Below are 26,894 nucleotides of genomic sequence, written 5' to 3' on the forward strand. Positions count from 1 at the left end.
CTTCAGCGCCAGAACCCGTTATCGAGTTGCTCAAGTTGTCGGGTCAGTTCGCTGCGGGCCTCACGGATGCGGCGCTCGTCCTGGGTGTCGAGCACTTGCTGAAACTGCGCGGCCCAGTGTCCGAGTTGCTCGCGCAGCTCGCCCAGGCTTTCCTGGTAGAGCCGTTCGAGGCGGGCGGTCAGCACGGTGTTGACCTGCTGGTCGCGCGGGTGAATTTTCAACAATGCCAACGCTTGCAGGCGTTGCTGGATCTCTTGCGGGCTGAGCACGCCAGGATTGTTTTCGATCACCAGCGAGTGCTGCTCGCCGGTCAGCGGAATGTTCACCTGGGCTTCGAGCAAACCGTTGTTGTCGTAGGTGAAGCGCACGTCCAGTGAGACTTCGCCAGCCTTGCGCTTGGGCACGGGGATTTCCAACTGGCCCAGTTCGATGTTGTCTTTCACCAGACGGCTTTCGCCTTGGTAGATTTTCAGCAGCACGCGGGGCTGGTCGTCGTAGAGCGTGACCACGCTTTTGACCCGGCTCACCGGCACGCTGCTGTTGCGTTCGATCAGCGGCAGGTAATGCCCGCTTTCGATATGGCCGCCGTACTGGTTCGAGGTTTCGATACCGAGGGTGTAGGGGCAGACGTCGGTCAGCACGATTTCTTCCAGTGCCGCCGAGCGGGCCTTGAGCGCGGCCTGGATCGCCGCGCCGTGGGCGACCACCTGGTCCGGGTCGAGGCTGATGGACGGGAAACGCCCGAACAAACCCGCGGCCAGTTTGCGCACCAGCGGCATGCGCGTGGTGCCGCCGACCAGCAGGATTTCATCCAGGTCACCGACCCGAATGCGTGCGTCTCGCAGGGCGCGTTCAATCGGTGCGCGCAGGCGTTCCAACAAGGGCGTGTAGAGCTTGGCGAGTTCGGCCTGGGTGATGGTTGTGACCCACTGCTGGCCATCGATACGCAGGGCGAACTCGGCGCTGTCGTCCTGGCCCAAGGCTTTGCGCACGCGCTCGGCTTCGCGACGCAGGGCTTGCAACACACTGCGGGTGGGCGGGAAACCCTGGGCATTGCGCTGGCTGTCGACGAAGTGTTCCAGCAACAACGTGTCGAAGTCTTCGCCGCCCAGGAAGTTGTCGCCGGCGCTGGCGCGTACTTCCATCACACCGTCGAACAGCTCGATGATCGACACGTCAAAGGTGCCGCCGCCGAGATCGAAAACCAGGAACGAGGTTTCCTTGTCACGCTGGTGCAAGCCATAAGCCAAGGCGGCGGCGGTGGGTTCGTTGATCAGTTTTTCAACATTGAGCCCGGCCAGTTCACCGGCAATGCGCGTGGCTTTGCGCTGGCCGTCGCTAAAGTAGGCGGGCACGCTGATCACCGCTTCGGTGACGGTTTGGCCATAGGTGCGCTCGATGTCTTCCTTGAGGCTTTTGAGGACCAGCGCCGACAGCTCTTCGGGGCGGAACGAGCGGTCGCCCAGGCGCACTTCGGTGGCACTGCCCATGTAGCGCTTGAACAGCGATGTGGTCAGGTGCGGGTGAGTATGCAGGCGTTCCTTGGCGGCTTGGCCCACCAGGATACGGCCTTGATCATCCAGGCCTACCACGCTTGGGGTCAGCAACTGGCCAAGTGCATTGGGCACCATTTCGGCGGCATCGCCGCGCCACACGGCGGCCAGGCTATTGGTCGTGCCCAGGTCAATGCCTACGATCATTACGACAAGCTCCCTCTGTGGTCTGTAAGAATCTGTTACCAATCTTACCCTGAAAGGTTGAAGGGAAGGCAAGCCAGCGCCCACCTTTGGTTCGCAAGGGTTAGTGACATGGCAAAAAAAAACCGCTTCCGGTAAGGGAAGCGGTTTCATCTGCATCAGCGCGATCAGAACAACTTCAGCGCCGGTGCTTCTTCTTTCACCGGCTCGTTCTTGGCCGTCTGCTCGTTCCAGCCACCGCCGAGGGCCTTGTACAGGTTGACCTCGCTGGTCAGCTGCGCCAGGCGGTCGGTGATCAGCGATTGCTGGGCACTGAACAGTTGGCGCTGGGCGTCCAGGAAGGTCAGGTTACTGTCGACACCAATGCGGTAGCGACGCTCGGCCAGGCGGTAGTAATCCTGGTTGGCGGCGACGAAGCCACGTTGGGCGTCCAGTTGCTGCTTGTAGGTCTGACGCGCAGCGAGGCCGTCGGAGACTTCCTGGAAGCCGGTCTGGATCGCCTTCTCGTAGTTGGCCACGTTGATCTCTTTCTGGATCTTCGAGTAGTCCAGGCTGGCGCGCAGGCTACCGGCGTTGAAGATCGGGATGTTGATCTGCGGTGCGAACGACCAGGTGCCCGAGCCGCCCTTGAACAGGCCACCCAGGTTCGGGCTGGCGGTACCGGCGCTGGCGGTCAGGCTGATGCTCGGGAAGAACGCCGCGCGGGCCGCACCGATATTGGCGTTGGCGGCCTTGAGGTTGTACTCGGCCTGAACGATGTCGGGACGCCGTTGCAGCAGGTCCGACGGCAGGCCGGCGGGGACTTCGCTGAGCAGGTCATCGGACAGTGGCTTGCTGGCGATATTCGCCGGCAGGCCGGTGCCCAGCAGCAGGGTCAGGCTGTTTTCATCCTGGGCCACCTGGCGCGTATAGCGGGCAAGCTGCACCCGGGCGTTCTCCACCGAAGTGCGCGCCTGGCTGAGGTCGAGGGCCGAAGCCACGCCGACTTCGTTGCTGCGCGAGGTCAGCTTGAAGCTCTGCTCGAACGCGCCGAGCGTGTCCTGGGTCAGCTTGAGCAGTTCCTTGTCGGCCTGCCAGGTCAGGTAGGCATTGGCCACACTGGCCACCAGGCTGATCTGGGTGCTGCGCCGCGCTTCTTCGGTGGCGAAGTACTTCTGCAATGCTTCTTCGCTCAGGCTGCGCACGCGACCAAACAGGTCCAGCTCATAAGCGCTGATCCCCAGGCCCGCCGAGTATTGGCTGGAGATGCTCGATTCGCCGGTCTGCGACAACCGCGCCGGAGTACGCGAGCGGCTGCCGCTGCCGGTGGCCGAGACGGCCGGGAACAGGTCGGCACGCTGGATCTGGTACTGCGCCGCATAAGCGTCGATGTTCAGGGCCGCGACGCGCAGGTCACGGTTGTTCACCAGCGCGGTCTGGATCAGTTGCTGCAGGGCAGGGTCATGGAAAAACTGCTTCCAGCCCTGCTCGGCGGCAGCCTGGCCCGGCGCCTGGGCCGACGAGTACGCCGGCCCCTGCGGGAACTGCGCCGCTACCGGCGCTTCGGGGCGCTGGTAGTCAGGGATAAGCGAGCAGCCACTGAGCACGAAGGCGGTGACGGCTAAGGAAAGTAGCGACTTGCTCATTGGCCAGCCTCTTTAGGAGTTTCAGTGGTGTGTTTCTTTTTGCGTTCGCCGGCCGAAGACACGGTTGCGTAGAACAGCGGCACCCAGAAGATCGCCAGAACCGTTGCGGTGATCATACCGCCGATCACACCGGTACCGATTGCATGCTGGCTGCCCGAGCCTGCGCCGCTGGAAATCGCCAGCGGCAGTACGCCGAGCACGAACGCCATGGACGTCATGATGATCGGGCGCAGACGCATGCGGGACGCCTCGATGGCCGCCTCGACAATGCCCTTGCCTTGCTCGTGCAACTCCTTGGCGAACTCCACGATCAGGATCGCGTTTTTCGCCGCCAGGCCCACCGTGACCAGCAAGCCCACCTGGAAGAACACGTCGTTGGACAAGCCGCGCATGCTGGTGGCGATCAGTGCACCGATCACACCCAGCGGTACCACCAGGATCACCGCAATCGGGATCGACCAGCTTTCATACAGTGCCGCGAGACACAGGAACACCACCAGCAGCGACAAGGCATACAACGCAGGTGCCTGGGAGCCGGACAGACGTTCTTCGTACGACAGGCCCGTCCAGGCATAGCCGACGCCGGCCGGCAGTTCCTTGGCAATGCGCTCGACTTCCGCCATTGCGTCACCGGTACTGTAGCCAGGCGCCGGGGTGCCGAGGATTTCCATGGCCGCTACACCGTTATAACGCGAGAGCTTGGGCGAGCCGTAGATCCACTTGCCCGACGAGATGGCCGACAGTGGCACCATCTTCCCGGAGTCGGCGCGCACGAACCATTTGTCCAGGTCTTCCGGCGACATACGGCTGGCCGCATCACCCTGCACATACACCTTCTTCACCCGACCACGGTCGATGAAGTCGTTGATGTAGCTGCCGCCCAGCGCGATGGCCAGGGTCTGCTGGATGTCCGACAGGCTGATGCCCTGGGCGCTGGCTTTCTCGTCATCGACGGTCAGTTCGTACTGCGGCTCATCGTTCACGCCGTTGGGGCGCACGCCTGCCAGTATCTTGCTTTGGGCCGCCGCACCGAGGAACTGGTTACGCGCTGCCATCAGCTTGTCGTGGCCGACGCCACCCTGGTCTTGCAGGAACACGTCGAAGCCGGTGGCGTTACCCAGTTCCAGAACCGAAGGCGGCACGATGGCAAATACCATGGCGTCCTTGAAGGCCCCGAAGAAGTAACCCTGGGCCCGCTTGGCCACTTCGAATACCGACTGCGACGAATCACGCTCGTCCCACGGCTTGAGCATCACGAATGCAAGGCCCGAGCTCTGGCCGCGACCGGCGAAGTTGAAACCGTTCACGGTAAATACCGACTTCACGGCCTTGCCTTCGCCTGGCTCGCCTTCCTTGTCATGCAGCAGGAAGGCGCGCATGTCGTCGATGACTTTTTGCGTACGCTCAGCCGAGGCGCCCACGGGGGTCTGTACCTGGGCAAAGATCACGCCCTGGTCTTCTTCAGGCAGGAACGCGCTCGGGATACGGGTGAACATCCAGATCATGCCGGCCAGGATCAGCGCATACACGATGAAAGCCGGGATCTTGTGCTTGATCATCCCGCCCACGCCGCGCTCGTACTTGAGTACGCCGCTGTCGAAGGTGCGGTTGAACCAGCCGAAGAAGCCGCGCTTGGGTTGGCCGTGCTTTTCCGGATCGATCGCCTTGAGCATGGTGGCGCACAGGGCCGGGGTGAAGATCAGGGCAACCAGTACCGACAACGCCATCGCCGACACAATGGTGATGGAGAACTGACGGTAGATCACGCCGGTGGAGCCGCCGAAGAAGGCCATCGGCAGCAATACCGCCGAGAGTACCAGGGCAATACCCACCAGGGCGCCCTGGATCTGGCCCATGGACTTGATGGTCGCTTCCTTGGGCGACAGGTGCTCCTCGGCCATGACCCGTTCGACGTTTTCCACCACGACGATGGCATCGTCCACCAGCAAGCCGATGGCCAGGATCATGCCGAACATGGTCAGGGTGTTGATGGTGAAACCGAACGCCGCCAGGATCCCGAACGTACCCAGCAATACCACCGGTACGGTCATGGTGGTGATGATGGTGGCGCGGAAGTTCTGCAGGAACAGGAACATCACCAGGAACACCAGCACGATCGCTTCGACCAGGGTGTGAACCACACCGGAGATCGACTCGGTCACTACCGGGGTCGTGTCGTACGGCACCACGGCTTTCATGCCGGGCGGGAAGAACGGTTCCAGGGACGCCACGGTGGCGCGGATCGCTTTACCGGTGTCCAGGGCGTTCGCCCCGGCGGCCAGCTTGATCGCCATACCGGACGCCGGCTTACCGTTGAATTGCGCGCTGATGCTGTAGTTCTGGCCGCCCAGTTCAATACGCGAAACGTCGCCCAGGCGCACTTGCGAGCCGTCGGGATTCACTTTCATCAGGATCTTGGCGAATTCTTCGGCGCTTTGCAGACGCGTCTTGCCGATGATGGTGGCGTTCAATTGAGTGCCGGGCAGGGCAGGCAGACCGCCCAGTTGGCCGGTGGCCACCTGCACGTTCTGGGCCTTGATGGCATTGCTGACATCCACCGGGGTGAGCTGGAAGTTGTTCAGCTTGGCCGGGTCGAGCCAGATACGCATGGCGTACTGCGAACCGAAGACCTGGAAGTCACCCACACCCGAGGTACGGGAAATCGGGTCCTGGATGTTGGACACGATGTAGTTGGAGAGGTCGTCCTTGGTCATGCTGCCGTCTTCCGACACCAGACCGATCACCATCAGGAAGTTCTTCACCGACTTGGTCACGCGGATACCCTGCTGCTGCACTTCCTGCGGCAGCAGTGGGGTCGCCAGGTTCAGCTTGTTCTGCACCTGAACCTGGGCGATGTCCGGGTTGGTACCCTGGTTGAACGTCGCGGTAATAGTCATGCTGCCGTCGGAGTTACTGTCCGAGGCCACATAGCGCAGGTTGTCGATACCATTGAGTTGTTGCTCGATCACCTGCACCACGGTGTCCTGCACGGTTTGTGCGGACGCGCCTGGGTAGGTCACCTGGATATCAATGGCGGTTGGCGCGATGGCCGGGTATTGGTTGATGGGCAGCTTCAGGATCGACAGTGCCCCGACCAGCATGATCACCAGGGCAATTACCCAGGCGAAAATGGGACGGTCGATAAAAAATTTCGACATGGATTACTCCCCTTTGCCGGCAGCGGCAGCAGGAGCGGCAGAACCGGCGGGCTTGGCGTTGCCGGCTTCGGTGACTTTCACCTCGGCGCCCGGCTTGACGTACTGCAAGCCTTCGGTGATGACGCGATCGCCCGCGTTGAGGCCTTTCTCCACCAGCCAATAGGCGCCGGCGGTACGGTTGGCCACCAGTTCACGCTGCTCGACCTTGTTGTCGGCGTTGACGATCAGGGCCGTCGGAGTGCCCTTGAGGTCACGGGTCACGCCCTGTTGCGGCGCGAGAATGGCCTTGCTGTTCACACCGGCTTGCAGTTGGGCGTGCACGAACATACCCGGCAGCAGCACATGGTTGGGGTTGGGGAACACGGCGCGCAGGGTCACGGAACCGGTGGTCTGGTCGACCGACACTTCAGAGAACTCCAGTTTGCCTTGCTGGCCGTAGTCGCTGCCGTCTTCCAGGGTCAGCTTGACCATGGCGGCGTTGTCGCCGGATTTTTGCAGTTGGCCGCTTTCCAGGTCACGACGCAGTTTCAGCATTTCGGCCGAGGACTGGGTGACGTCAACGTAGATCGGGTCCAACTGCTGGATCACAGCCATGGCATCGGCCTGGCCGTTGCTGACCAGTGCGCCTTCGGTGACCGCGGAACGGCCGATGCGCCCGGAGATCGGCGCGAACACTTTGGTGTAGCGCACATTGATCTGCGCATTCTGCAGGTCGGCCTCGGCCGTCATGCGGTTGGCGACGGCGGTGTCGTATTCCTGGCGGCTGACGGCTTGCTCATCGACCAGTTGCTTGTAGCGATCGGTGATCGATTTGGTCTGCGTCAGCTTGGCCTGGGCGCTCTTGAGCGTGGCTTCATACACCGATGGATCGATCTGGTAGAGCTGCTGCCCTTCCTTCACGTCGGCGCCTTCCTTGAACAGGCGCTTGAGAATGATGCCGTTCACCTGCGGGCGCACTTCGGCAATGCGGAAGGCCGTGGTGCGGCCCGGCAGCTCGGTGGTCAGGGTAAAGGCTTGCGGTTGAATGGTGACCACGCCGACCTGAGGGGTTTGAGCGGGCGGAGCCGCTTCTTCCTTTTTACATCCGCTGAGCAGCGATGCCAGGGCGACGGCAGTGACCAGAGCGGTAACAGCTGGCTTAAGTTGCATGAAGATCCTCGGGTCAGGCGCGCAGAGTGCGCACAAGAAGTGTGGAAGGGTAAAAAACAAGCCGTGAGTAGATAAGTAGCTTGCTACGCAATATACTTACGTTCATGGTTGTTTGTAAACTCTTGACAGGCAGGGCGGAATGTTGACAAAGCAGCGCCCAAAGCCTCGATTTTAGTACGTTCGGCGCCCATGACGGTGTCGTCCCACAATTATTCAGATGATCGTTCACGTCTATTAACGTTGCGTTAACGATAGTCCCCAGTGTTCTGATTGAGGTTTTACTGCCATGGTTCGTCGCACCAAAGAGGAAGCTCAGGAAACGCGCAGCCAGATCCTCCAAGCCGCCGAGCAAGCCTTTTATGAACGTGGCGTTGCACGGACCACGCTGGCGGACATCGCCGCCCTGGCCGGCGTGACGCGCGGTGCCATCTACTGGCATTTCAGTAACAAGTCCGATTTGCTGCAAGCCCTGCTCGACACGCTGCACGAACCCCTGGATGAATTGGCCCGGGCGAGTGAAAGCGAGGATGAAGTCGATCCGTTGGGGTGCATGCGCAAACTGCTGATTCATCTCTATCATCAAGTGGCCCTGGACCCGAAAACCCGGCGCATCAACGAGATCCTGTTTCATAAGTGCGAGTTCACCGATGAAATGTGTGACATGCGCCGCCAGCGCCAGGCCCATAGCCTGGAGTGCAACCTGCGTATCGGCCTGACGTTGCGTAACGCGGTGCATCGCGGGCAATTACCGGAAAGCCTTGATACCAACCGTGCTGCGGTGTGCATTCATGCCTACATCCACGGCCTTATCGGCCAGTGGCTGCTGGTGCCTGAAAGCTTTCAACTGCATCAGGACGCCGAGCGCTGGGTGGACGCGGGGCTGGACATGCTGCGCCTGAGTCCGAGCCTGCGCAATTGAGACAAAATGCGTAATTGCGACCAGTTGTGTCAACAGTAAAGCCCAAGGACGGTCAATCGTCCTTTTGCCTGATTTGTGGGGTGACTTTATATACGGGCTGGCGGGCGGTTGATAGGTAGCCGCCTAAGTATTTTGTAGCGATATTGTTGCGGTTCTGTGAAGTGATGTTTCCAAGACGAAACATGCGGTCAAAAATGTAGGAGGGGGCTTGCTCCCGATAGCAGTGTGTCAGTCACTGATGTGTTGACTGAAGCTCCGCTATCGGGAGCAAGCCCCCTCCCACATTGCTTTGTGTTTCGGTCAGTTAGATCGGAAGCGTCGGATAATCGATATAACCCACCGGGCCTTTGCCATAGAAGGTTTCCGGGTGCGGCTCGTTCAGCGGCGCATCGGCCTTCAGGCGTGCCGGCAGGTCCGGGTTGGCAATGAACGGTATGCCGAAGGCCACCGCATCGGCCTTGCCGGCGGCCAGCCAGGCGTTGGCGCTGTCTTTGGTGAAGCGTTCGTTGGCGATGTACATGCCGCCGAAGGCTTTTTTCAGTTGCGGGCCGAGGCTGTCGGCGCCTTCTTTTTCACGGGAACAGATGAAGGCGATGCCACGTTTGCCCAGTTCGCTGGCGACATAGGTGAAGGTTTCCGCCAGGTTGTCATCGCCCATGTCGTGGGCGTCGGCGCGCGGTGCCAGGTGCACGCCCACGCGGCCGGCGCCCCAGACTTCGATGGCGGCATCGGTCACTTCCAGCAACAGGCGCGCACGGTTTTCCAGGGAGCCGCCGTATTGGTCGGTGCGCTGGTTGGTGCTGCTTTGCAGGAACTGGTCGAGCAGGTAGCCGTTGGCACCGTGGATTTCCACACCGTCGAAACCGGCCGCCTTGGCGTTTTCGGCGCCGGTGCGGTAAGCGTCGACGATGTCGGCGATTTCAGCGGTTTCCAGGGCGCGCGGGGTGGGGTAGTCGGCCAGCGGGCGCACCAGGCTGACGTGGCCTTTGGCCTGGACCGCGCTCGGTGCCACCGGGGCCTCGCCATTGAGGTATGACTCATGGGAGATGCGGCCGACGTGCCACAGTTGCAGGAAGATCTTGCCGCCTGCGCCGTGCACGGCCTTGGTAATGTTGGCCCAGCCGCGCACCTGGTCGTTGGACCAGATGCCCGGCGTGTCCGGGTAACCCACGCCCATGGGCGTCACGGAGGTGGCTTCGCTGAGGATCAGCCCGGCGGATGCGCGTTGCACGTAATACTCGGCCATCAGCGCATTGGGCACGCGGCCGGCGTCGGCACGGCAGCGGGTCAGCGGCGCCATGATGATGCGGTTCGACAGTTCCAGGTCGCCCAGTTTTATCGGATCAAAAATAGTCGTCATGGGAAAGTACCTTCTCTTCAAGTTGATCAGTTGGTCGCGGGGGCCAGGTCGGCATTGCCGTTCTGGCGGAAAGTAATCAGGGTCACCAGCAGCGCGAAAATCATGAGCAATGAGAGCGGCATTTGCGGCTCCTTATTGCAGCGCAGGGGCGCTGAGTTCGCTGATGAGCGCTGCGAGGAAGGCTTGGATCGTTTCTTCGTTGCGTCTGAAAAAGTGCCACTGTCCGGCTTTCTGGCTGGTGATCAGGCCCGCCCGTTGCAAGGTCGCCAAGTGGGCCGACACGGTCGACTGGGACAAGCCGCAGCGCTGGTCGATCTGCCCGGCGCAGATGCCGTATTCGTGGTTGTGCAGTTGTTCGGGAAACTGCACTTTCGGGTCTTTCAGCCAGGTAAGGATGTCTCGTCGTACTGGGTGGGCCAGGGCTTTTATTATTTCGTCGAGGTCGATGGACATGGCAGGGGCTCGGTGTCGTAAAACGTTATATCGCGATGAAGCGAACTTTAAATCGTCATATCCCGATATACAAATATGATTTTGATCTGATATCTGCACGAATCGGTATATCGGGTTATAACGATATGTTGGTCGCAGTGGTAGACTGCGCGCCATGAATTATCTCGCACATCTGCACCTGGGCGGCCAACTGCCTGCGCAATTGCTGGGCAGCCTGTATGGCGACTTCGTCAAAGGCCGCCTGCAGGGCCAGTTCAACCCGCAAATCGAAGCGGCGATCCAGTTGCATCGCTCCATTGACCGGTTCACGGACAGCCACCCGTTGGTAGGGGCTGCGTTGTCGCGCTTCAGCCTGACCCGCAGGCGCTATGCCGGGATCGTGCTCGATGTGTTTTTCGACCATTGCCTGGCGCGGGATTGGGCGCTGTATGCCGATCAGCCCCTGGAGCGCTTCACCGCAAAGGTGTACCGCGTGCTCGCCGCAGAACCTGCGTTGCCGGGGCGGCTGGCGCAGATTGCGCCGTATATGGCGGCGGATGACTGGTTGGGGTCTTATCGTGAGTTTGCGGTGATGGAGCCGGTGCTGCGCGGGATTTCGCGGCGGCTGACGGACCCAGAGGCGCTGGGATTTGCGATGCAGGAGTTGCGAATGTTGTATGAGCCGCTGAGCAAAGACTTCAGTGAGTTCTATCCAGAGCTGCAGGCATTCGTACAAACGCTACAAGCTACACAAAACTAAATGTGGGAGGGGGCTTGCCCCCGATGGCGGTGTGTCAGTCACTGTATGTAGTGACTGAATCACTGCTATCGGGGGCAAGCCCCCTCCCACATTTGGAGTGTATTCACAGCATTCAGGCGGCAAACGCTGGTCGCACATGCGCCTGCTCACTCTCCGGCAACGGCCCGAACAAGGCCTTCTGCACCGCTTGCTGCGCCTGATACGCCAGTGCCGCGCGCTCCTGCCCGGCGCAGGCAATCGGCTTGAGCAGATGAATCTCCACATCGCCCTGGTCATTGGCGAACAGCCGCATCAGGTGCGACAGCAAGTCATCATCGCCGATGAACGGCGCCAGTGAGTCCACCTGACCGTCGCGCAGATACCGTATCGCCACCGGTTGCAGCGACACATCCGCATCGATCGCACTGGCCAGCAAGCGCCCGTGAAACGTGCGCAGGCTGCGTCCGTCGGTGGTGGTGCCTTCCGGAAACATCAGCAGCGGGTGATTTTGTTCCAGATGACGGGTCATCTGCTTGCGGATCAACTGGCTGTCACCCGAACCGCGACGAATGAACAGGCTGCCGGCCTTGGCCGCCAGCCAGCCGGCCACCGGCCAGGTGCGCACTTCGGCTTTGGACAGAAACGACAGTGGCGTGACCATGCCCAGCAGCGGAATATCCGTCCAGGACACATGATTGCTCACCCACAGCATCGGCGTTTGCGGCAGCTCGCCGTGCACCGTCACGCGAAAGGGCAGGGCATTGGTCAGCCGGGCCATGAAGAACCGCGACCACCGCTGGCGCCGCACCATTGAGTTGGCCACCCCCAGGCGCTCGAACAGGCCAAACACACTGGCCATGCTCAGGCCCAGCGCCACCACCAGCAGGACGCGGGCAATGCGCCCGTACACGCGCAGGCGATCCATCACATCGCCGCCTTGAAGTGGCGCGCGTAGCGCGGGCACAGCTGATCGCGCTTGAGCAGGATGAACACATCGGCCACCTGGAAATCTTCGTCCCAGCACGGTTCGCCGCAGATCTTCGCGCCCAGGCGCATATAGGCCTTGAGCAGCGGCGGCATTTCGGCGATGACGTTGGAGGGCAGGTCCAGGGCCGGCAGGGGTTTCTTCGGTTCGGCGCGCAGGTGCTCGTTGCACAGGTAGCGCTCGCGCAGACGCTGCATGATCGCGTGGGCCTGGATGCCGCCATCGTGCATCGGGATGCTCGCGCAGCCCATCAGGTAGCTGTAGCCACCCTGGTTGAGTACCTCGGCCAACTCCCCCCACAACACCGCGATGGTGCCGCCGTTGCGATAGGCCGGGTCGACGCAGGTGCGGCCGATTTCCAGGATCGGGCCCTGCAAGTGCAGCAAGCCATGCAGGCTGAACTCTTCCTCGCTGTAGAACCGGCCCAGGGTGCTGGCGGCCTGGTGGTCGAGCAAACGCGTGGTAGCGACGAGCCGACCGCTGTTCAAATCCCGCACGCCAATGTGGCTGCAGTGAACATCATAGTCATCCATGTCCAGACCCAGTTCCGCGCCTTTCAGCTTGGCGTTGAACTCGCCGCTGAACACGTTGAACCGCAGGGCCTGGGCTTCCTGCAAGGCCTGTGCGCCTACCAGGCGTTCGGCTTGCAGGCGGCGTTCATTGCCTTTGTCGCTGATGCGGGCGATCTGAGTCATAGCGAGTCTCCGAGTGCCGGCCAGGTTGCGGCCAGTCGACTTTGTTGTCCAAAGTCAGGCTATGTAGCCTCGGTGTCATCTCCATGAAGTTACGGTGACGGTTGGGTGACAAGCCTCATGTCGCAAATCTGTCATGGGCCTGCGCTAGGCTCGCGGGCTTGAATGCCCCCCTTGAGTTTGTGCCCATGGTCCGAGGCCTGTTGTGCGTTGTTGTGCTGTTCGTCACCGTTACTGCCCGCGCCGAAGTCTGGCCCGAAAAGGAGTGGGCCCTGGGCACACCCCTGGCAGGTCCCGCCTTCGATGCGCTGAACGCCTACGCTTTCCCGCCCCGTGACGACACCACCCGCCAAGGCATTCGCACCGACGCGCTGCTGGTTATTCGTGACGGCGTGATCATCTATGAACGCTACGCCGCACCCACCACCGTCAGCACCCCGCACCTGACCTGGTCGGTGAGCAAAAGCCTGATGGCCACGGTGCTCGGCGTGGCCTACGGTGAAGGGCGCTTCAAGCTCACCGACCCCGTCGCGCGCTTCTATTCGCCGATGAAACAGCACCCCAAGGTCAGCATGGCCGACTTGCTGCATTGGGCTTCGGGGTTGGATTGGCAGGAGGACTATGAATACGCCCCGTTGAAGTCTTCTGTCGTGGCGATGCTTTACACCCGTGGGCGTGGGGATATGGCGCAATTTGCCGCCGATACCGAGGCAGCCGCCGAACCCGGCCAGGCGTTTCGCTATTCCAGCGGCGACAGCAACATTCTGTCCGCTGCGCTTAAAGGGATGCTCGGCCACAAGGCGTACATGAGCTATCCGTGGGATGCGCTGTTCAAGCCATTGGGCATTCGCAACGCGACGTGGGAAACCGATGCCGACGAAACCTTCGTCGCCTCGTCCTACGCCTACCTCACCGCTCGCGACCTGGCGCGGGTCGGCTTGCTGATGGCCCGGGACGGACGCTGGGGTGAGCAACAGTTGCTGCCCAAAGCGTGGGTGGCCTTCAATCGGCAGCCATTCGACAAATACAAAGCGGGCCAGGATGACGCTGTGCCCGGCGGCCAATGGTGGCTCAACAAGGGCGCGCCCCAGCCCTGGCCCGACGCGCCGGCCGACACCTTCGCTGCACTGGGGCATTGGGGCCAGGCACTGTTTGTGCTGCCCGACGAACACCTGGTGATCGTGCGCTACGGCGATGACCGCGACGGCAGCTACCGGCATAACGAACTGCTCAAGCGCGTGCTGGCGGCGGTGCGGTCATGATCCGCCGTCATCCGTTTGTCAGCGTTTTGCTGGTGCTCCTGCTCGCAGTGTTGGGCTGGATCTGGCACGAGCGCGTCAACCTGCAAGCCTTCCCCGACATCATCGCGGCGTACACGGCCAAGGAGTATTGCTCGTGCCGGTACGTGCAGAACAACCCGGCGCAGTATTGCCTGGGGTATGTGAAGCAGTACGTGCCGACCAGTGCGTTTACCGACACGCCGGAACGCAGTGAAGTGACGGCGAGTGGGTTGGGGCGTACGCACACGGCGCGATGGTTAGGTGATCGCCAAGGCTGCCGCCTCAACCCCTGACACACCAAAGATTCTCTGTGGGAGGGGGCTTGCCCCCGATGGCAGAGTGTCAGTCACTGGATGTGTTGCTGATCCACCGTCATCGGGGGCAAGCCCCCTCCCACATTGGATTTGCGCCGCTTGGGAGATTGCGCTTAAGGTTCGCTCAGGTTTTTCCCCGCGAGTCTTCAATGTCAATCAAACCCTTGGCCTTCGCCCTCTTGGCCGCCGCAGCCGTGCCTGCCCACGCCGACTGGTACCTGGATAACGAATCCTCACGCCTGTCCTTTGTCACCACCAAAAATACCGAGATTGCAGAAGTGCACCGCTTCCTGGTGCTGCACGGCAAGGTCGACGGCCAGGGCGCGGCCCAGGTGCAGGTGGAGCTGGAGTCGATCAACAGTGGTATCCCGCTGCGTGACGAGCGCATGCGTAAGGAGCTGTTTCAGATCAAGCAGTTTCCCGAAGCGTTGATCAGCACGCAGATCAACTTGCAACCGATCAATGATTTGGCGTCCGGCGCGCAATTGGAATTGCGCCTGCCGCTTAGCATTACCTTGCATGGCAAGACCCACACCTATAACGCCGAGCTGTTGGCCACGCGTCTGGATGACCGGCGCTTTCAGGTCGTGACCCTGGAGCCGGTGGTGGTGCGCGCCGAAGATTTCGAGCTGCAACCCGGTGTGGCCGCGTTGCGCAAGGCGGCGGGGTTGAAGTCGATCAGTTTGTCGGTGCCGGTGGGTGCGGTACTGATCTTCACGGCGCGCTGACATGGGCGGCGCGGTGTTCCCGTGGCGCAGCGCCAACCGTTTCGAGCTGTTGATCGACGGACCGAATTTTTTCCCGCAGATGCTGGTGGGCATCGCTCGCGCCGAGCGGCAGGTGGATCTGGAGTTGTATTTGGTGGAAGCCGGGGCCTGTGCCGAAGCGATGGTGCAGGCGCTGGTGCTCGCGGCCGAGCGTGGGGTGCAGGTGCGCTGCCTGTTCGATGATTACGGCAGCCTGGCGTTTACCCTCGGACTGCGCAAGCGCTTGACCGACGCGGGTGTGCAGCTGCGTTTCTACAATCGCCTGAGCTGGCGACGCTGGATGCGCAACCTGTACCGCGACCACCGCAAGCTGTTGCTGATCGACCAGGACGTCGCGGTGATCGGCGGGACCGGCGTTACCGATGAGTTCTGGACGCCGGGGCAAGACACGGCCGACTGGCATGAAGTGATGGTGCAGATCAGCGGCCCGCTGGTGCTGGATTGGCAGGCTTTGTTCGACCGCCAGTGGCACGCCAACGCGGCACGTCGGGAGTGGAAACCGGCGACCCATTTCGGTTTGCCGCGCTTGCCCAAGGTGCCTGCCACCGGGCCCGGTCTTGGTCGCGTTGCGTATGCCGACGCTCGTCAGCATCGTGATATTTTGCAATCGCTGATCCGCGCCCTGAACAGCAGCAAGACCCGTATCTGGCTGGCCACGCCGTATTTCCTGCCCACCTGGAGCGTGCGCCGCGCCTTGCGCCGGGCGGCCGGGCGCGGTGTGGATGTGCGTTTGCTGCTCACCGGCCCGCGTACCGATCACCCGTCGGTGCGCTACGCCGGGCATCGCTATTACCCGCGTCTGCTGCGTTCAGGCGTGCAGATATTTGAATACCAGCCGTGCTTTTTGCACCTGAAGATGGTGCTGGTGGATGACTGGGTCAGTATTGGCTCGTGCAATTTCGACCACTGGAATCTGCGCTTCAATCTGGAAGCCAACCTGGAAGCGCTGGACCCTGAATTGACGCAGGCGGTGGCGGGCAGTTTCGAGCGTGATTTTGCGCAAAGCCAGGCGGTGAGCCTGGAGGCGTGGAAAGCGCGGCCATTGTGGCGGCGGGTGAAGCAGCGGGTGTGGGGCTGGATTGATCGGTTGGTGGTGAATCTGCTGGACCGGCGCGGCTAGTTGTATCACCTCAATCAAATGTAGGAGCGAGCTTGCTCGCGAAAAACTCACAAACGCCGCGTTCATTCAGAAAGCCCGCGTTATCGTTGACGTTTTTCGCGAGCAAGCTCGCTCCTACATACAGCTTTAAGGATCGTTCCCACGCAGAGCGTGGGAACGATCAGTTACAGCAGTTCAAAGCTCTGCTGCTGCACATCCTGGGAATCCAGCCCGATCTGTACATTGAACTCTCCCGGCTCTGCGGCGAATTTGAGCTGGGCGTTATAGAACTTCAAGTCTTCCTCGGTAATGGTGAAGTGCAAGGTGCGTTCTTCACCCGCCTTGAGCATGACCTTCTGGAAGTTCTTCAGCTCTTTCACCGGCCGGATCATTGAGCCGGCCACGTCCTGGATATACAGCTGCACCACGGTTTCGCCATCGACCTTGCCGGTATTCTTCACCGTGACGCTGGCGTCGAGCTTGCCGGTCTTGTTCAGGGTGGTGGACGACAGTGCCATGTCCGACAGGCCGAATGTGCTGTAGCTCAGGCCATAGCCAAACGGGAACAGGGGCCCGGTGGTGTCATCGAAGTACTGCGAGGTGTAGTTGCCCGGCTTGCCCGGCGTGAACGGCCGGCCGATGCTCAGGTGGTTGTAGTAGGTGGGAATCTGCCCCACGGAGCGTGGGAAAGTGATCGGCAGCTTGCCCGACGGGTTGTAGTCACCGAACAGCACGTCGGCGATGGCGTTGCCGCCTTCGGTCCCGGAGAACCAGGTTTCCAGGATCGCGTCAGCCTGTTGGTTCTCTTCGAGAATCGACAGCGGCCGGCCGTTCATCAGCACCAGCACCAACGGCTTGCCGGTGGCCTTGAGGGCCTTGATCAGGTCGCGCTGGCTTTGCGGGATGTTCAGGTCGGTGCGGCTCGACGACTCGTGGGACATGCCACGGGACTCGCCCACGGCCGCGACGATCACGTCAGCATTCTGCGCAGCCTTCACCGCCTCATCGATCAGCACCTGGGCCGGGCGCGGGTCATCCACCACTTCCGGGGCATCGAAGTTGAGGAAGTTGAGGTAGTCGAGCACCGCCTTGTCGCCGGTGATGTTGGCGCCGCGGGCATAGAGGATCTTGCCCTTTTCGCCGATCACGGCGTTCATGCCGTCAAGCAGGGTCACCGACTGTTCCGGCTTGCCGGCCGCCGCCCAGCTGCCCATCATGTCGATCGGGGCCTTGGCCAGCGGGCCAACGAGGGCGATGGTCGCGGATTTTTTCAGGGGCAGGGTCTGGTTGTGGTTCTTCAGCAACACCAGGCTGCGGCGCGCAATGTCGCGGGCATCGGCACGGTGCAGGCGGCTGTCGGCATAGGTGTCGGCCGGGTCGTCCTCAGCCTTGCCGATGCGCAGGTACGGGTCCTTGAACAGGCCCATGTCGTACTTGGCGCCGAGCACTTCGCGCACGGCGTTGTCGATGTCGCTCTGTTCGATCTCGCCGGACTTGAGCAGCCCCGGCAGTTCCTTGCCGTACAACGTGTCGTTCATGCTCATGTCGATGCCGGCCTTGATCGCCAGCTTGGCGGCTTCACGCCCGTCCCTGGCCACGCCGTGCTTGATCAGTTCGAAGATCGCGCCGTGGTCGCTCACGGCCAGGCCCTTGAAGCCCCAGTCCTTGCGCAACAGGTCGTTCATCAGCCAGGTGTTGGCGGTGGCGGGCACGCCGTTGATCGAGTTGAGCGCCACCATCACGCCGCCTGAGCCGGCCTTGATCGCCGCGTGGTAGGGCGGCAGGTAGTCCTGGTACATCTTGACCGGGCTCATGTCGACCACGTTGTAGTCGCGGCCGCCTTCCACCGCGCCGTACAGGGCGAAGTGCTTGACGCTGGCCATGATGCTGTCGGCATTTGCGGCGCTGGCGCCCTGGAACGCCTTGACCATCACTTCGGCAATGCGCGACACCAGGTAGGTGTCTTCGCCGAAGCCTTCGGAGGTGCGGCCCCAGCGCGGGTCACGGGAGATGTCGACCATCGGCGCGAAGGTGATATCGAGGCTGTCGGCGGCGGCTTCCTGGGCGGCGATGCGCCCGGAGCGGCCGATGGCGTCCATGTCCCAGCTGGAGGCCAGGGCCAGGCTGATCGGGAAAATCGTACGATGGCCGTGGATCACGTCGTAGGCGAAGAACATCGGGATCTTCAGGCGGCTGCGCATGGCCGCGTCCTGCATCGGACGGTTTTCTGGGCGGGTGATGGAGTTGAAGGTGCCGCCGATGCGGCCGGCGGCGATTTCCTTGCGGATCAGCTCGCGGGGCATTTCCGGGCCGATGCTGATCAGGCGCAGCTGGCCGATCTTTTCATCGAGGGTCATCTGCCTGAGCAGGTCGCTGACGAAGGCGTCCTTGTCTTTAAGCGCAGCAGGCTTTGTTTCTGCCCATACGGGGTGGCTGGCCAGAGTGGCGACAAGGCCGAGCAAACACAGCTTCTTCATGAATATCCTTTTTCGGCTCACTGCACAGCGGTCAGGCTGATCGGCCAAAATGACGGGAGCGTCTATTGTTGTTCGGGTGTTGTTCAGATAAATGCAGCACACTCTGAACTCTTTTTCGCGCTGGGCATCTTTGTAGCTGATTGGCTCGAAGCATTCCAGTGGTGGCGGATTATGCCCCAAGCGTGTGGTTTATAGGGTTAGTCATCACATTCCATCCAGATTGGGCAGGAGAAACACCATGCAAGCAGCACAAGGTTACCGCTGGGGCTTGAAAGCCGCGGCGCTGTTATTGATCAGCAGCGTGCTGAGCGGTTGCGGCATCAACAACATCCCGACCCTGGACGAACAGGCCAAGGCCGCCTGGGGCCAGGTGCAGAACCAGTACCAACGCCGTGCCGACCTGATTCCCAACCTGGTGGAAGTGGTCAAGGGCTACGCCGCCCACGAGCAGGACACCCTCACCGCCGTGATTGAAGCGCGGGCCAAGGCCACCTCGATCCAGGTGGATGCGAGCACCCTCGACAACCCGGAAAAACTCAAGCAATTCCAGCAAGCCCAGGACGGCCTGAGCGGCGCACTCAGCCGTTTGATGGTGGTGTCCGAGCGCTATCCGGACCTGAAGGCCAACCAGAACTTCCTGGCCCTGCAATCGCAACTCGAGGGCACGGAAAACCGTATCGCCGTGGCCCGTCGCGACTTTATCCAGGCCGTGCAGACCTACAACACCGAGATCCGCACGTTCCCGGGTCGCCTGTGGCACAGCGTGATGTACAGCGACTTGCCGATCCGCGCCACGTTTGAAGCCACCAGTGCCGATGCCGATAAGGCGCCGCAGGTGAAGTTCAAATAACGCTGCCTTGAGGTGTCGATGCGTTTATTACGGATAGGCCTGGCGCTGTGGCTGCTGGGCTGCGTGGGCCTGGCCCAGGCGGCCCTGACCTTCCCGGCATTGACCGGGCGGGTGGTGGACAACGCCCAGATGATCGACCCGGCGGTGCGCGAGCACCTGACCCAGCAATTGCAGGCGCTGGAGCAGACCTCCGGTGACCAGATCGTGGTGGTCACCGTGCCCGACCTGCAGGGTGTGCCGATTGAGGACTACGGTTATCAATTGGGCCGCGCGTGGGGCATCGGCCAGAAGGGCAAGGACAACGGCGCGCTGTTGCTCGTGGCCCGCGACGAGCGAAAGTTGCGCATCGAAGTCGGCTACGGCCTGGAAGGTGTGCTGACGGATGCGCAGTCCTGGGTGATCATCAATCAGGTGATTGCGCCCAAGTTCAAGGTCGGCAATTTCAGCCAGGGTATCAGCGACGGTGTCGCGGCGATGATCCAGGTGGTGGGCGGTGAACCGCTGGCCGTGCCGGCCCACGTGGCGGATACGAATTTCGCCAAGGACAATCCCGGCTTTTCCATCGGTTTGTTCGTCCTGCTGATCGGCGTGTTGTGGCTGTGCAATCGCATGGGCCTGCCGGTGGGCGCGATCCTGCTGGCGATCCTCAGCAGCAGCGGACGCGGCGGCGGTGGCGGTGGGGGCGGCGGCGGCGGTGGTTTTCGCGGCGGCGGTGGTGGTTTCGGCGGTGGCGGGGCGTCGGGCGGCTGGTAATGACAATAACGAAAATAGAGCATCTACAACCATGGCATTACTGACTGAACATGAGCAGCGCCAAGTGGCCGAGGCGATCGCCCGGGTCGAGCAACAGACCGACGCCGAACTGGTCACCGTGCTGGCGGCGCGGGCCGACGACTACGCCTACATCCCGTTGCTGTGGGCCAGCCTGATTGCATTGGTGGTGCCTGGCGTGGTGCATTACTTGTCGGGCTACCTGACCATGTACACCTTGTTGCTGGCGCAGTGGGCGACCTTCATTGCGCTGTGCCTGGTGTTTCGCTTGCCCAAGGTCACCACCCGTTTGATCCCGCGCTCGGTGCGCCATTGGCGCGCCTCGAACCTGGCGCGCCGCCAGTTCCTCGAGCAGAACCTGCATCACACGTTGGGCAGCACCGGGGTGCTGATTTTTGTCAGCGAGGCGGAGCGCTATGTGGAAATTCTGGTGGATGACGGCATCTCCAAGCGGTTGGACGACAGCAACTGGGATGGCATCGTCAGGGCGTTCACCCAACAGGTGAAACAGGGGCAAACGCTGGCAGGGTTCATTGCGTGCATCGAGGCCTGTGGTGAATTGCTCAAAGTGCATGTGCCGGTGACGCAGACGCGCAATGAGCTGCCCAATCGCCTGGTCGTACTCAAATAACCCAGTCAACACAGCTCTCTAAATGTGGGAGTGGGCAAGCCCCCTCCCACATTTGGATCTACCTTGGCTGTTGGAACTGACCACTGGTCAAATAACTCCGTGCCGTTGCGGGCTATCCCCCCTAAAATGCCCGGCATTCTTTGCCCGAGGCGTTTTTGTTCATGTCCGTCACCGCTCAACCCGCCAGCCCTGCACCGGATCATCATGCCCAGTTCATCGAACTGCTGACCGCAAGCCTGGCGCATAACGCCTTTATCAAGCTGGTGCTGGCCAAGTACGTCGGTGATGAAGCCGAACTGCAGCGGCTGATCATCAAAGCGGTCACCGTCAAGGAACAGCCCTGCCTGTCCTTCGTCTACCGCTACAAGACCCGCGACATCACCAAGAACCTGGCGCTGGCCGACGGTGTGGCGGCGATTGCCGAGCTGCTGCCGGCCTCGTTCAAGAACGCGCACCTGTTGTCGCTGACTGACGAAGCCCAGCTGGAATACAGCAAGAAGAACAAAAGCTCGCTGTTCAAAAGCAAGCCGCAGCAATTGCGTGAGGCGCCATCGGCCGAGCATAACCGCGAGAAAAATCGCTTCCTCGACCTGAGCCGGCCGTTCCTCGCCGACCTGGGCGTGACCGACGCCAAGCAGGCGCTGATTCCGTCGATGTCGCGCAAGTGGAAGCAGATCAACAAGTTCATCGAAGTGTTCAGTCACGCGCTGACGTCGTCGCCGTTGCAGCTCGACCAACCCGTACGCGTTGCCGATTTTGGCTCGGGCAAGGGCTACCTCACGTTTGCGATCCACGACTACCTGCGCAACACGCTCAAGGCCGAAGGCGAAGTGACCGGTGTCGAGTTGCGCCAGGACATGGTCACCCTGTGCAACGAAGCGGCCGCGCGCTTGGAGCACCCGGGGCTGGTGTTCAAGTGCGGCGATGTGCGCAGCGTCGCGCCGAGCCGGCTGGACGTGATGATCGCCCTGCATGCCTGCGATATCGCCACCGATTATGCGATTCACACCGGTATCCGTTCCGGTGCGTCGATCATCATGTGTTCGCCGTGCTGCCACAAACAGATCCGCCTGCAGATCCAGAGCCCGGCGCTGCTCAAGCCGATGCTGCAATACGGCCTGCACCTGGGCCAACAGGCGGAAATGGTCACCGACAGCCTGCGCGCCTTGTTTCTCGAAGCCTGTGGCTATGAGACCAAAGTGTTCGAGTTCATCTCGTTGGAGCACACCAACAAGAACAAGATGATCCTGGCGATCAAGCGTGCCGAGCCTTTGGACAACGCGCAGCTATTGGTGAAAATCCAAGAACTCAAGGCGTTCTACCACATCACCGAACATTGCCTGGAAACCCTGCTGCGCGCCGATGGTCTCTTGGCCTGAACACAGGCCCCATGTGGGAGGGGGCTTGCCCCCGATTGCAGTGTGTCAGCCAACAGGTTCATTGGCTGATCCACCGCCATCGGGGGCAAGCCCCCTCCCACATTTAGACTCGGTGTAGCAATCAGAAGAATCGCGTCACGCTGATCTTCGCATCGCGCCCCTTGGTATAGGCGCGGTCGCCGCTCAACGCCGGGCGGAAGTTTTCGTTGAACAGGTTGTCCACGGTGAAGTTCACCTCGGTGCCCTTGAGGTACGCCTGTTGCGGTGTCCATTTGCCGAACAGGCCCTGGGTGTTGTAGCGCTTGTTGCCATACTGGTCGTAGAACAGATCGCCCACCCCTGAACCCGGGCCGCCGGAATAGTTGTCGCTGGGCAGGCGATCGGTGGCGCCGATGAACTGGCCCATCCAGCCTACCTGGGCATCCCAGGCCGGAATGTGGGTACCCAGCACCAGCACCCATTTGGTCGGCGGGATATCCCGCGCTGCCACGTCCGGGCCCCAGGGGTTGGTATAGGCGCCTTCGTGCTGGCCTTTGGCATAGGCGAAGGACACCGAGCCGAACACGTAGGTGGAGTTATAGATCGACTCGACTTCGATGCCCTTGATCGTCAGGCCGCCGATATTGCGGTAGTTGGACATCGCCCCCGCTGGGCAGGCGGAGCCAATCGTGCCGCCGTTGACGGCCTGGTTCCGGCACCCCACGCCGGTGGCCTTGAAGATTTCGTCTTCGACCTTGTTGTGGAACAAGGTGGTGCGCAATTGCAGGTTGTCATCCTGGGCGACGAGATTGTCGAAGTGGGTGATGTTGCCCAGGGTAATCGAGGTGATGCGCTCCGGGTCCAGGTCCACGCTGGTGGCGGTGCGGCTGCCCAGGCCCTGCACTTCGTATTGCTCGTCGATCACCGGCGCACGCCAGGTCTGGCTCCAGTTGGCGAACAGGCCGACGTTGGGCGTGACGGTCCAGAACAGCGCCAGGCGCGGCGACCAGCCGGTGTAGGTGCGGTCGCTGTAGTCGTGGCCGATCGCAGGGTCAGGGTTGTTGTAGTACGGCGCATCATTGCCTTCGCCCCGGTTGCGCACATGGTCGTAGCGCAGCGACGGGGTGATGGTCAGGTCGCCCAGGGTCACTGCGTCCTGGATGAAGAAGCTGTTGGTGTCGACCTTGCCGTGGGGCATGAAGCCCGGCTGGAAATGGCCGTAGTTATAGCGCGGCGTATTGTAGGTGCTGCCGGGCATCCACATTTCGGTGTCGCGCACGTGCTTGCGCACCTGCCCACCGACTGTCAGCGCATGCTGCAGGGGGCCGGTGTCGAACAGGCTGACGTTGCGGATATCCAGATGTTTGTCGGTGTAGGCGGTGTCCATCTTGCGCCCGCCGGTGGCCAACTGGAAAAACGCGGTGGCGTCACGCTCGTCGCTCTGTTCGGTGTTGGACTGAGAGTACTTGACGGTCATGTCCACCAGCGGGTTGTCCAGCGGCTGGTAGTGGTACTTGCCCGACCAGGTGGTGTCGACGGTATCGCGGTGCGCCAGAAAGCGCTTGAGTGCACCTTCGTAACCGTAGCGGTCGATGTTGAGCTGGGTCGGTGGTGTCGGGTAGCTGGCGGCGGAGAAGGGTGTCCAGCGGTTGCTGTGGGAGCGCGAGTAGGACAGGCCGACACTGTGTTCCTCGGTGAAGTACGCGTTGACCTTGAACAGCTTGCCGTCCACATCCTGGGCGCTGTTGGGCAAGCGCTGAGGATTGATCGGGTACTGGTTGTTCTCGTTGGGCAGCTTGGCGGCAACCTTCATGTCGCCGCCGTCGCGTTGGGTCAGATAGGCCAGCGCATCGAAACGGCCGTCGTCGGTTCGGCCATACACGGCACTGCTGTAGACCTGTTCATGGTCGTTGCTCGAGTAGCCGTATTTGAGCATTGCGCCGCTGTTGCGACCGTCCTTGAGCAGGTCCGGGGCATCCTTGGTGGTCATGTTGACCGTGCCGCCAAAGCCGCCGTTGCCGGTGAACGGTGAGTTCGGGCCTTTCTCTACCTCAATGCTCTTGATCAGCTCGGGCTCGATAAAGACGGTGCCCTGCTGGTAGCGCTCAAAACCACTCTTGGTCGCGCCATCCACGGTCATCGGCACGTCTTCGGCATCGCCGAAGCCCCGGATGTTGATGGTTTGGCCGCCGGGCTTGAGCGAGCCGCCCTGGCTCACGCCGGGCAGCGTCTGCAACAGGCTGGGGATGTTATTGGACTGGTAGCGGTCGATGTCGGCCTGGGTCAGGGTGGAGCGGTTGACGGTACTGGAGTCCACTTCGTTGCCGGTGCCGATCACGCTCGAGGTATCGAGCTGGATTGCGCGGCCTTGCGTGGTCCTGGCCGCATCGGCGCGCACCACATAGGTCGTGCCGACCTTGATCAGGGTGAAGTCGGCGCCTTTGAGCAGGCTGCGAATCGCTTCTTCTGCGCTGTACTCCCCTTTGAGGGCCGGCGCCTGCACATGCTTGAGCAACGCCTCATCGAACAGCAGCTGGATCTTCGCCTGCCGGGCCACCTGGCTCAGGGAGGTCGCCAACGGCTGGGCCGGCAGTTGCAGCGTGAATGACTCGGCCTGGGCGCTGACGCTGAACGCCAGGCAGGTGGCAAGCAGGGTCGGCCGTAGAAACAGGTGCGAAGCAGGGCAAGGCGCGCGAAACATGAGATCCCCCGGTGCGGCTAAATAGCCAAAAAGGTGTGCGTATCAAACGCAGACGGGAGGAAGACGGGGCACGCAAAAAAATCCACACATGCGAATGCAAAATATTCTCATGTGTGGCTTATTTGCTTGATTCGATTCGCACAATGCCGTCGGCGGACGTCACGGTTTTCACCGGTAACAGGGCGGGCAGGGCGTTGAGCAGTGCGTCCGGGTCATTCACATCCAGGTTGCCCGACACCTTGAGTTGCGCCACGGCCTTGCTGACCTGTAGAGGCGCCTGGGGACGGTACAGGCTCAATTCGTCGATCAGGCTGGCCAGCTCGCGATTACGAAACGCCAAGTGCCCGCTGCGCCAATCGGCGACGTCTTCGGCGTTGAGGGTTTGCTGCTGCAGCGTGCCATTGGCGTACTGGTAACTGGCGCGTTGCCTGGCCTGGAGCAACGCGGCGGGGTGTGTTCGATCCGGCTCGAAGACCACTTGGCCATGGGCCACGCTGACCACCAGTTGCTGTTCGCTGCGGCGCACATCGAAACCGGTGCCCACCACCCGCACATTCGCCTCGCCGGCTTGTACGTACAGCGGGCGTTCCTGATCGGCGGCCACTTCGATGTACAACTGGCCTTTGTCCAGATGAAGGATGCGCTGGTGCGCGGTGAACTCCATGCGAATGCGGGTGTTGGCGTTCACATACAAGGTGCTGCCATCGGGCAGGTGCAGGGTGCGCATGCCCTTGGCATGACCGGCAACCTGGGCGTGATACAGCTCGCGTGGCGCACCGAGATGAGGGGCAAGAACGGCGCAGAGCAAGGCGGCCGCGATTGCCAGCGCGGGGCGCCATACCGGTTTGCGCCGGGGCAGCGCCAAGGGTTTGTTCAATGGCTGCAACTGGGCGAGGTCGGTCCACAATTGCTCGAATTCGGCATAGGCGCGCGCATGGGCCGGGTTGGCCCGCCAGGCGGCGAAGGCCTTGCGGTCGACACGGTCCGCGTGGCTGCGGTTGCGTGCAAACCAGCTGGCGGCTTGGGCATCAATGGCGTCGCTCGCGTCGATGTCCAGCGCGTCGAGGTCGCTCAGGCGGCTCATTGGGGCTGCTCCGTGCCGGGGTCAGGTTGAAGACGTCGCTTGCAATGCAGCAGGGCAAAAGCAATGTGCTTTTCCACCATGCTCGTCGAAATGCCCATGCGCGCGGCGATCTGTGCCTGGCTCAAGCCTTCGAAGCGATGCAGCATAAGGGCTTCGCGCCGACGGGGCGAGAGTTCGGCGAGGACTTCTTTCAAGTGTTCCAGGCGCTGGATGCGCAGCGCGGCGGCCATGGGCTCGTTTTGCTCGTCGGTGACGGCTTCGGTGGGGGCGTCGGCTGAATCGGCGTGGACACTGCGGCGTACCTGCTGTTTACGCCAGTGATCGCGCAGCAGGTTGCGCGCCATCTGAAACAGAAACGCCCGTGGCTGCTCGACCTTGGCCCGGTCGCGGTAGTCCAGCCATTGGGTAAACACATCCTGGGTCATATCCGCCGCGTCACTGGCGTTGTCCGTGCGTTTGCGCAGGAAATGCAGGATATCTGCATAGAACCCGCGACAGGCATCGGCCGACAATGGGTCGGGCTTGGGACGAGACATGGATATCCTTCTTGACGCAGCACGGCTTGGAAAGGTCGCGAATGATATCGAGAATTATTGTCATTTGTCTCTATCTAAGAGCTGTACTCAATTCAATGTGGGAGGGGGCTTGCCCCCGATGACGGTGTGTCAGTCACCGAATGTGTTGACTGATGCGCCGCTATCGGGGCATAGGCATCTACACAACTCTGTAGCGCCCAACCGTAACCACGATGCGAAGCGAGTCGCTCTTGATCTTGATCTGCTTTTGATCTTGATCTCAGGCGCCCC

Annotated in this window: 22 protein-coding genes and 1 pseudogene; 11 read left to right on the plus strand and 12 right to left on the minus strand. The window is 61.6% G+C overall.

From position 1 onward, the window contains the following. Positions 1 to 2: 2 nt before the first annotated feature. The 4 genes from BFP93_RS13010 to BFP93_RS13025 all read right to left on the minus strand — a co-directional run bounded on the left by BFP93_RS13010 (position 3) and on the right by BFP93_RS13025 (position 7,629). Complete coding sequence (locus tag BFP93_RS13010) at positions 3 to 1,700, minus strand: molecular chaperone HscC (RefSeq protein ID WP_065886171.1); 1,698 nt, start codon at positions 1,698 to 1,700, stop codon at positions 3 to 5. A gap of 164 nt (positions 1,701 to 1,864) precedes the next feature. Beyond that, complete coding sequence (gene adeC / locus BFP93_RS13015) at positions 1,865 to 3,322, minus strand: AdeC/AdeK/OprM family multidrug efflux complex outer membrane factor (RefSeq protein WP_065893429.1); 1,458 nt, start codon at positions 3,320 to 3,322, stop codon at positions 1,865 to 1,867. Beyond that, entirely contained in the window at positions 3,319 to 6,480 is a 3,162-nt protein-coding gene (locus BFP93_RS13020; RefSeq protein WP_065886173.1) for an efflux RND transporter permease subunit, read from the minus strand. The genes adeC and BFP93_RS13020 overlap by 4 nt, the downstream gene beginning before the upstream one ends. Positions 6,481 to 6,483: 3 nt before the next feature. Continuing rightward, the gene (locus BFP93_RS13025; protein WP_065893430.1) at positions 6,484 to 7,629 is read right to left on the minus strand and encodes an efflux RND transporter periplasmic adaptor subunit; all 1,146 of its coding nucleotides are present in this window, start codon (positions 7,627 to 7,629) and stop codon (positions 6,484 to 6,486) included. 286 nt (positions 7,630 to 7,915) lie between these two features. Here BFP93_RS13025 and BFP93_RS13030 point away from each other — a divergent pair, with 286 nt between their 5' ends. Continuing rightward, positions 7,916 to 8,548 carry a TetR family transcriptional regulator gene (locus BFP93_RS13030; RefSeq protein WP_065886175.1) on the plus strand — a complete coding sequence of 211 codons (633 nt, stop codon included), beginning with the start codon at positions 7,916 to 7,918 and terminating at the stop codon, positions 8,546 to 8,548. A 304-nt stretch (positions 8,549 to 8,852) separates the two neighbouring features. Here BFP93_RS13030 and BFP93_RS13035 read toward each other — a convergent pair whose 3' ends face one another. Both BFP93_RS13035 and BFP93_RS13040 read right to left on the minus strand, forming a co-directional pair. Next, complete coding sequence (locus tag BFP93_RS13035) at positions 8,853 to 9,908, minus strand: alkene reductase (RefSeq protein WP_065893431.1); 1,056 nt, start codon at positions 9,906 to 9,908, stop codon at positions 8,853 to 8,855. A 132-nt stretch (positions 9,909 to 10,040) separates the two neighbouring features. Beyond that, positions 10,041 to 10,361 carry an ArsR/SmtB family transcription factor gene (locus tag BFP93_RS13040; RefSeq protein WP_065893432.1) on the minus strand — a complete coding sequence of 107 codons (321 nt, stop codon included), beginning with the start codon at positions 10,359 to 10,361 and terminating at the stop codon, positions 10,041 to 10,043. Between the two features lie 154 nt (positions 10,362 to 10,515). Between BFP93_RS13040 and BFP93_RS13045 the strand changes: the two genes are divergently transcribed. Then, positions 10,516 to 11,100: an acyl carrier protein phosphodiesterase gene (locus tag BFP93_RS13045; RefSeq protein ID WP_065893433.1), complete on the plus strand. Its 585-nt coding sequence runs from the start codon at positions 10,516 to 10,518 to the stop codon at positions 11,098 to 11,100. 112 nt (positions 11,101 to 11,212) lie between these two features. Here the strand turns inward: BFP93_RS13045 and BFP93_RS13050 are convergent, their stop codons facing one another. Together BFP93_RS13050 and olsB are read right to left on the minus strand one after the other, a co-directional pair. Beyond that, positions 11,213 to 12,004, minus strand: a complete 792-nt coding sequence (locus tag BFP93_RS13050) for a lysophospholipid acyltransferase family protein (protein WP_065893434.1) — start codon at positions 12,002 to 12,004, stop codon at positions 11,213 to 11,215. Continuing rightward, positions 12,004 to 12,759, minus strand: coding sequence for an L-ornithine N(alpha)-acyltransferase (olsB, locus tag BFP93_RS13055; RefSeq protein ID WP_065886188.1), 756 nt, complete (start codon positions 12,757 to 12,759; stop codon positions 12,004 to 12,006). The genes BFP93_RS13050 and olsB overlap by 1 nt, the downstream gene beginning before the upstream one ends. A gap of 185 nt (positions 12,760 to 12,944) precedes the next feature. On the opposite strand from olsB, the gene BFP93_RS13060 reads away from it, so the two are divergent. The 4 genes from BFP93_RS13060 (at position 12,945) to BFP93_RS13075 (ending at position 16,237) form a co-directional block, all read left to right on the plus strand. Then, complete coding sequence (locus BFP93_RS13060) at positions 12,945 to 14,018, plus strand: serine hydrolase domain-containing protein (protein WP_065893435.1); 1,074 nt, start codon at positions 12,945 to 12,947, stop codon at positions 14,016 to 14,018. Beyond that, positions 14,015 to 14,329 carry an amidase gene (locus BFP93_RS13065; protein WP_065893436.1) on the plus strand — a complete coding sequence of 105 codons (315 nt, stop codon included), beginning with the start codon at positions 14,015 to 14,017 and terminating at the stop codon, positions 14,327 to 14,329. The genes BFP93_RS13060 and BFP93_RS13065 overlap by 4 nt, the downstream gene beginning before the upstream one ends. Positions 14,330 to 14,499: 170 nt before the next feature. After that, positions 14,500 to 15,078 carry a YceI family protein gene (locus tag BFP93_RS13070; RefSeq protein ID WP_065893437.1) on the plus strand — a complete coding sequence of 193 codons (579 nt, stop codon included), beginning with the start codon at positions 14,500 to 14,502 and terminating at the stop codon, positions 15,076 to 15,078. Position 15,079: 1 nt separating this feature from the next. Beyond that, positions 15,080 to 16,237, plus strand: coding sequence for a phospholipase D-like domain-containing protein (locus BFP93_RS13075; protein WP_065893438.1), 1,158 nt, complete (start codon positions 15,080 to 15,082; stop codon positions 16,235 to 16,237). 164 nt (positions 16,238 to 16,401) lie between these two features. Here the strand turns inward: BFP93_RS13075 and bglX are convergent, their stop codons facing one another. After that, a complete protein-coding gene (bglX, locus tag BFP93_RS13080; RefSeq protein ID WP_065893439.1) occupies positions 16,402 to 18,693 on the minus strand; it encodes a beta-glucosidase BglX in 2,292 nt (763 codons plus the stop codon). A 238-nt stretch (positions 18,694 to 18,931) separates the two neighbouring features. Between bglX and BFP93_RS13085 the strand changes: the two genes are divergently transcribed. The 4 genes from BFP93_RS13085 to BFP93_RS13100 all read left to right on the plus strand — a co-directional run bounded on the left by BFP93_RS13085 (position 18,932) and on the right by BFP93_RS13100 (position 22,324). Beyond that, positions 18,932 to 19,543, plus strand: a complete 612-nt coding sequence (locus BFP93_RS13085) for a LemA family protein (protein ID WP_065886194.1) — start codon at positions 18,932 to 18,934, stop codon at positions 19,541 to 19,543. 18 nt (positions 19,544 to 19,561) lie between these two features. Next, on the plus strand, positions 19,562 to 20,296 hold the full coding sequence (locus BFP93_RS13090; protein WP_065893440.1) for a TPM domain-containing protein: 735 nt from the start codon (positions 19,562 to 19,564) through the stop codon (positions 20,294 to 20,296). A 31-nt stretch (positions 20,297 to 20,327) separates the two neighbouring features. Further along, positions 20,328 to 20,945: a TPM domain-containing protein gene (locus BFP93_RS13095; protein ID WP_065893441.1), complete on the plus strand. Its 618-nt coding sequence runs from the start codon at positions 20,328 to 20,330 to the stop codon at positions 20,943 to 20,945. 161 nt (positions 20,946 to 21,106) lie between these two features. After that, the gene (locus tag BFP93_RS13100; protein ID WP_065893442.1) at positions 21,107 to 22,324 is read left to right on the plus strand and encodes a class I SAM-dependent methyltransferase; all 1,218 of its coding nucleotides are present in this window, start codon (positions 21,107 to 21,109) and stop codon (positions 22,322 to 22,324) included. A 121-nt stretch (positions 22,325 to 22,445) separates the two neighbouring features. Here the strand turns inward: BFP93_RS13100 and BFP93_RS13105 are convergent, their stop codons facing one another. The 3 genes from BFP93_RS13105 to BFP93_RS13115 all read right to left on the minus strand — a co-directional run bounded on the left by BFP93_RS13105 (position 22,446) and on the right by BFP93_RS13115 (position 26,624). Then, positions 22,446 to 25,004 (minus strand): TonB-dependent receptor, encoded by a 2,559-nt coding sequence (locus tag BFP93_RS13105; RefSeq protein ID WP_065893443.1) that lies wholly within the window; start codon positions 25,002 to 25,004, stop codon positions 22,446 to 22,448. A gap of 118 nt (positions 25,005 to 25,122) precedes the next feature. Further along, positions 25,123 to 26,088: a FecR family protein gene (locus tag BFP93_RS13110; protein WP_065893444.1), complete on the minus strand. Its 966-nt coding sequence runs from the start codon at positions 26,086 to 26,088 to the stop codon at positions 25,123 to 25,125. After that, on the minus strand, positions 26,085 to 26,624 hold the full coding sequence (locus BFP93_RS13115; protein ID WP_065893445.1) for an RNA polymerase sigma factor: 540 nt from the start codon (positions 26,622 to 26,624) through the stop codon (positions 26,085 to 26,087). The genes BFP93_RS13110 and BFP93_RS13115 overlap by 4 nt, the downstream gene beginning before the upstream one ends. Between BFP93_RS13115 and BFP93_RS29010 the strand changes: the two are divergent. Beyond that, positions 26,623 to 26,894: pseudogene (locus tag BFP93_RS29010) on the plus strand (hypothetical protein); the annotation flags it as partial. The gene BFP93_RS13115 and the pseudogene BFP93_RS29010 overlap by 2 nt on opposite strands.

It is taken from the genome of Pseudomonas sp. 44 R 15, from assembly GCF_900004965.1.
Classification (GTDB): Bacteria; Pseudomonadota; Gammaproteobacteria; order Pseudomonadales; family Pseudomonadaceae; genus Aquipseudomonas; species Aquipseudomonas orientalis_A.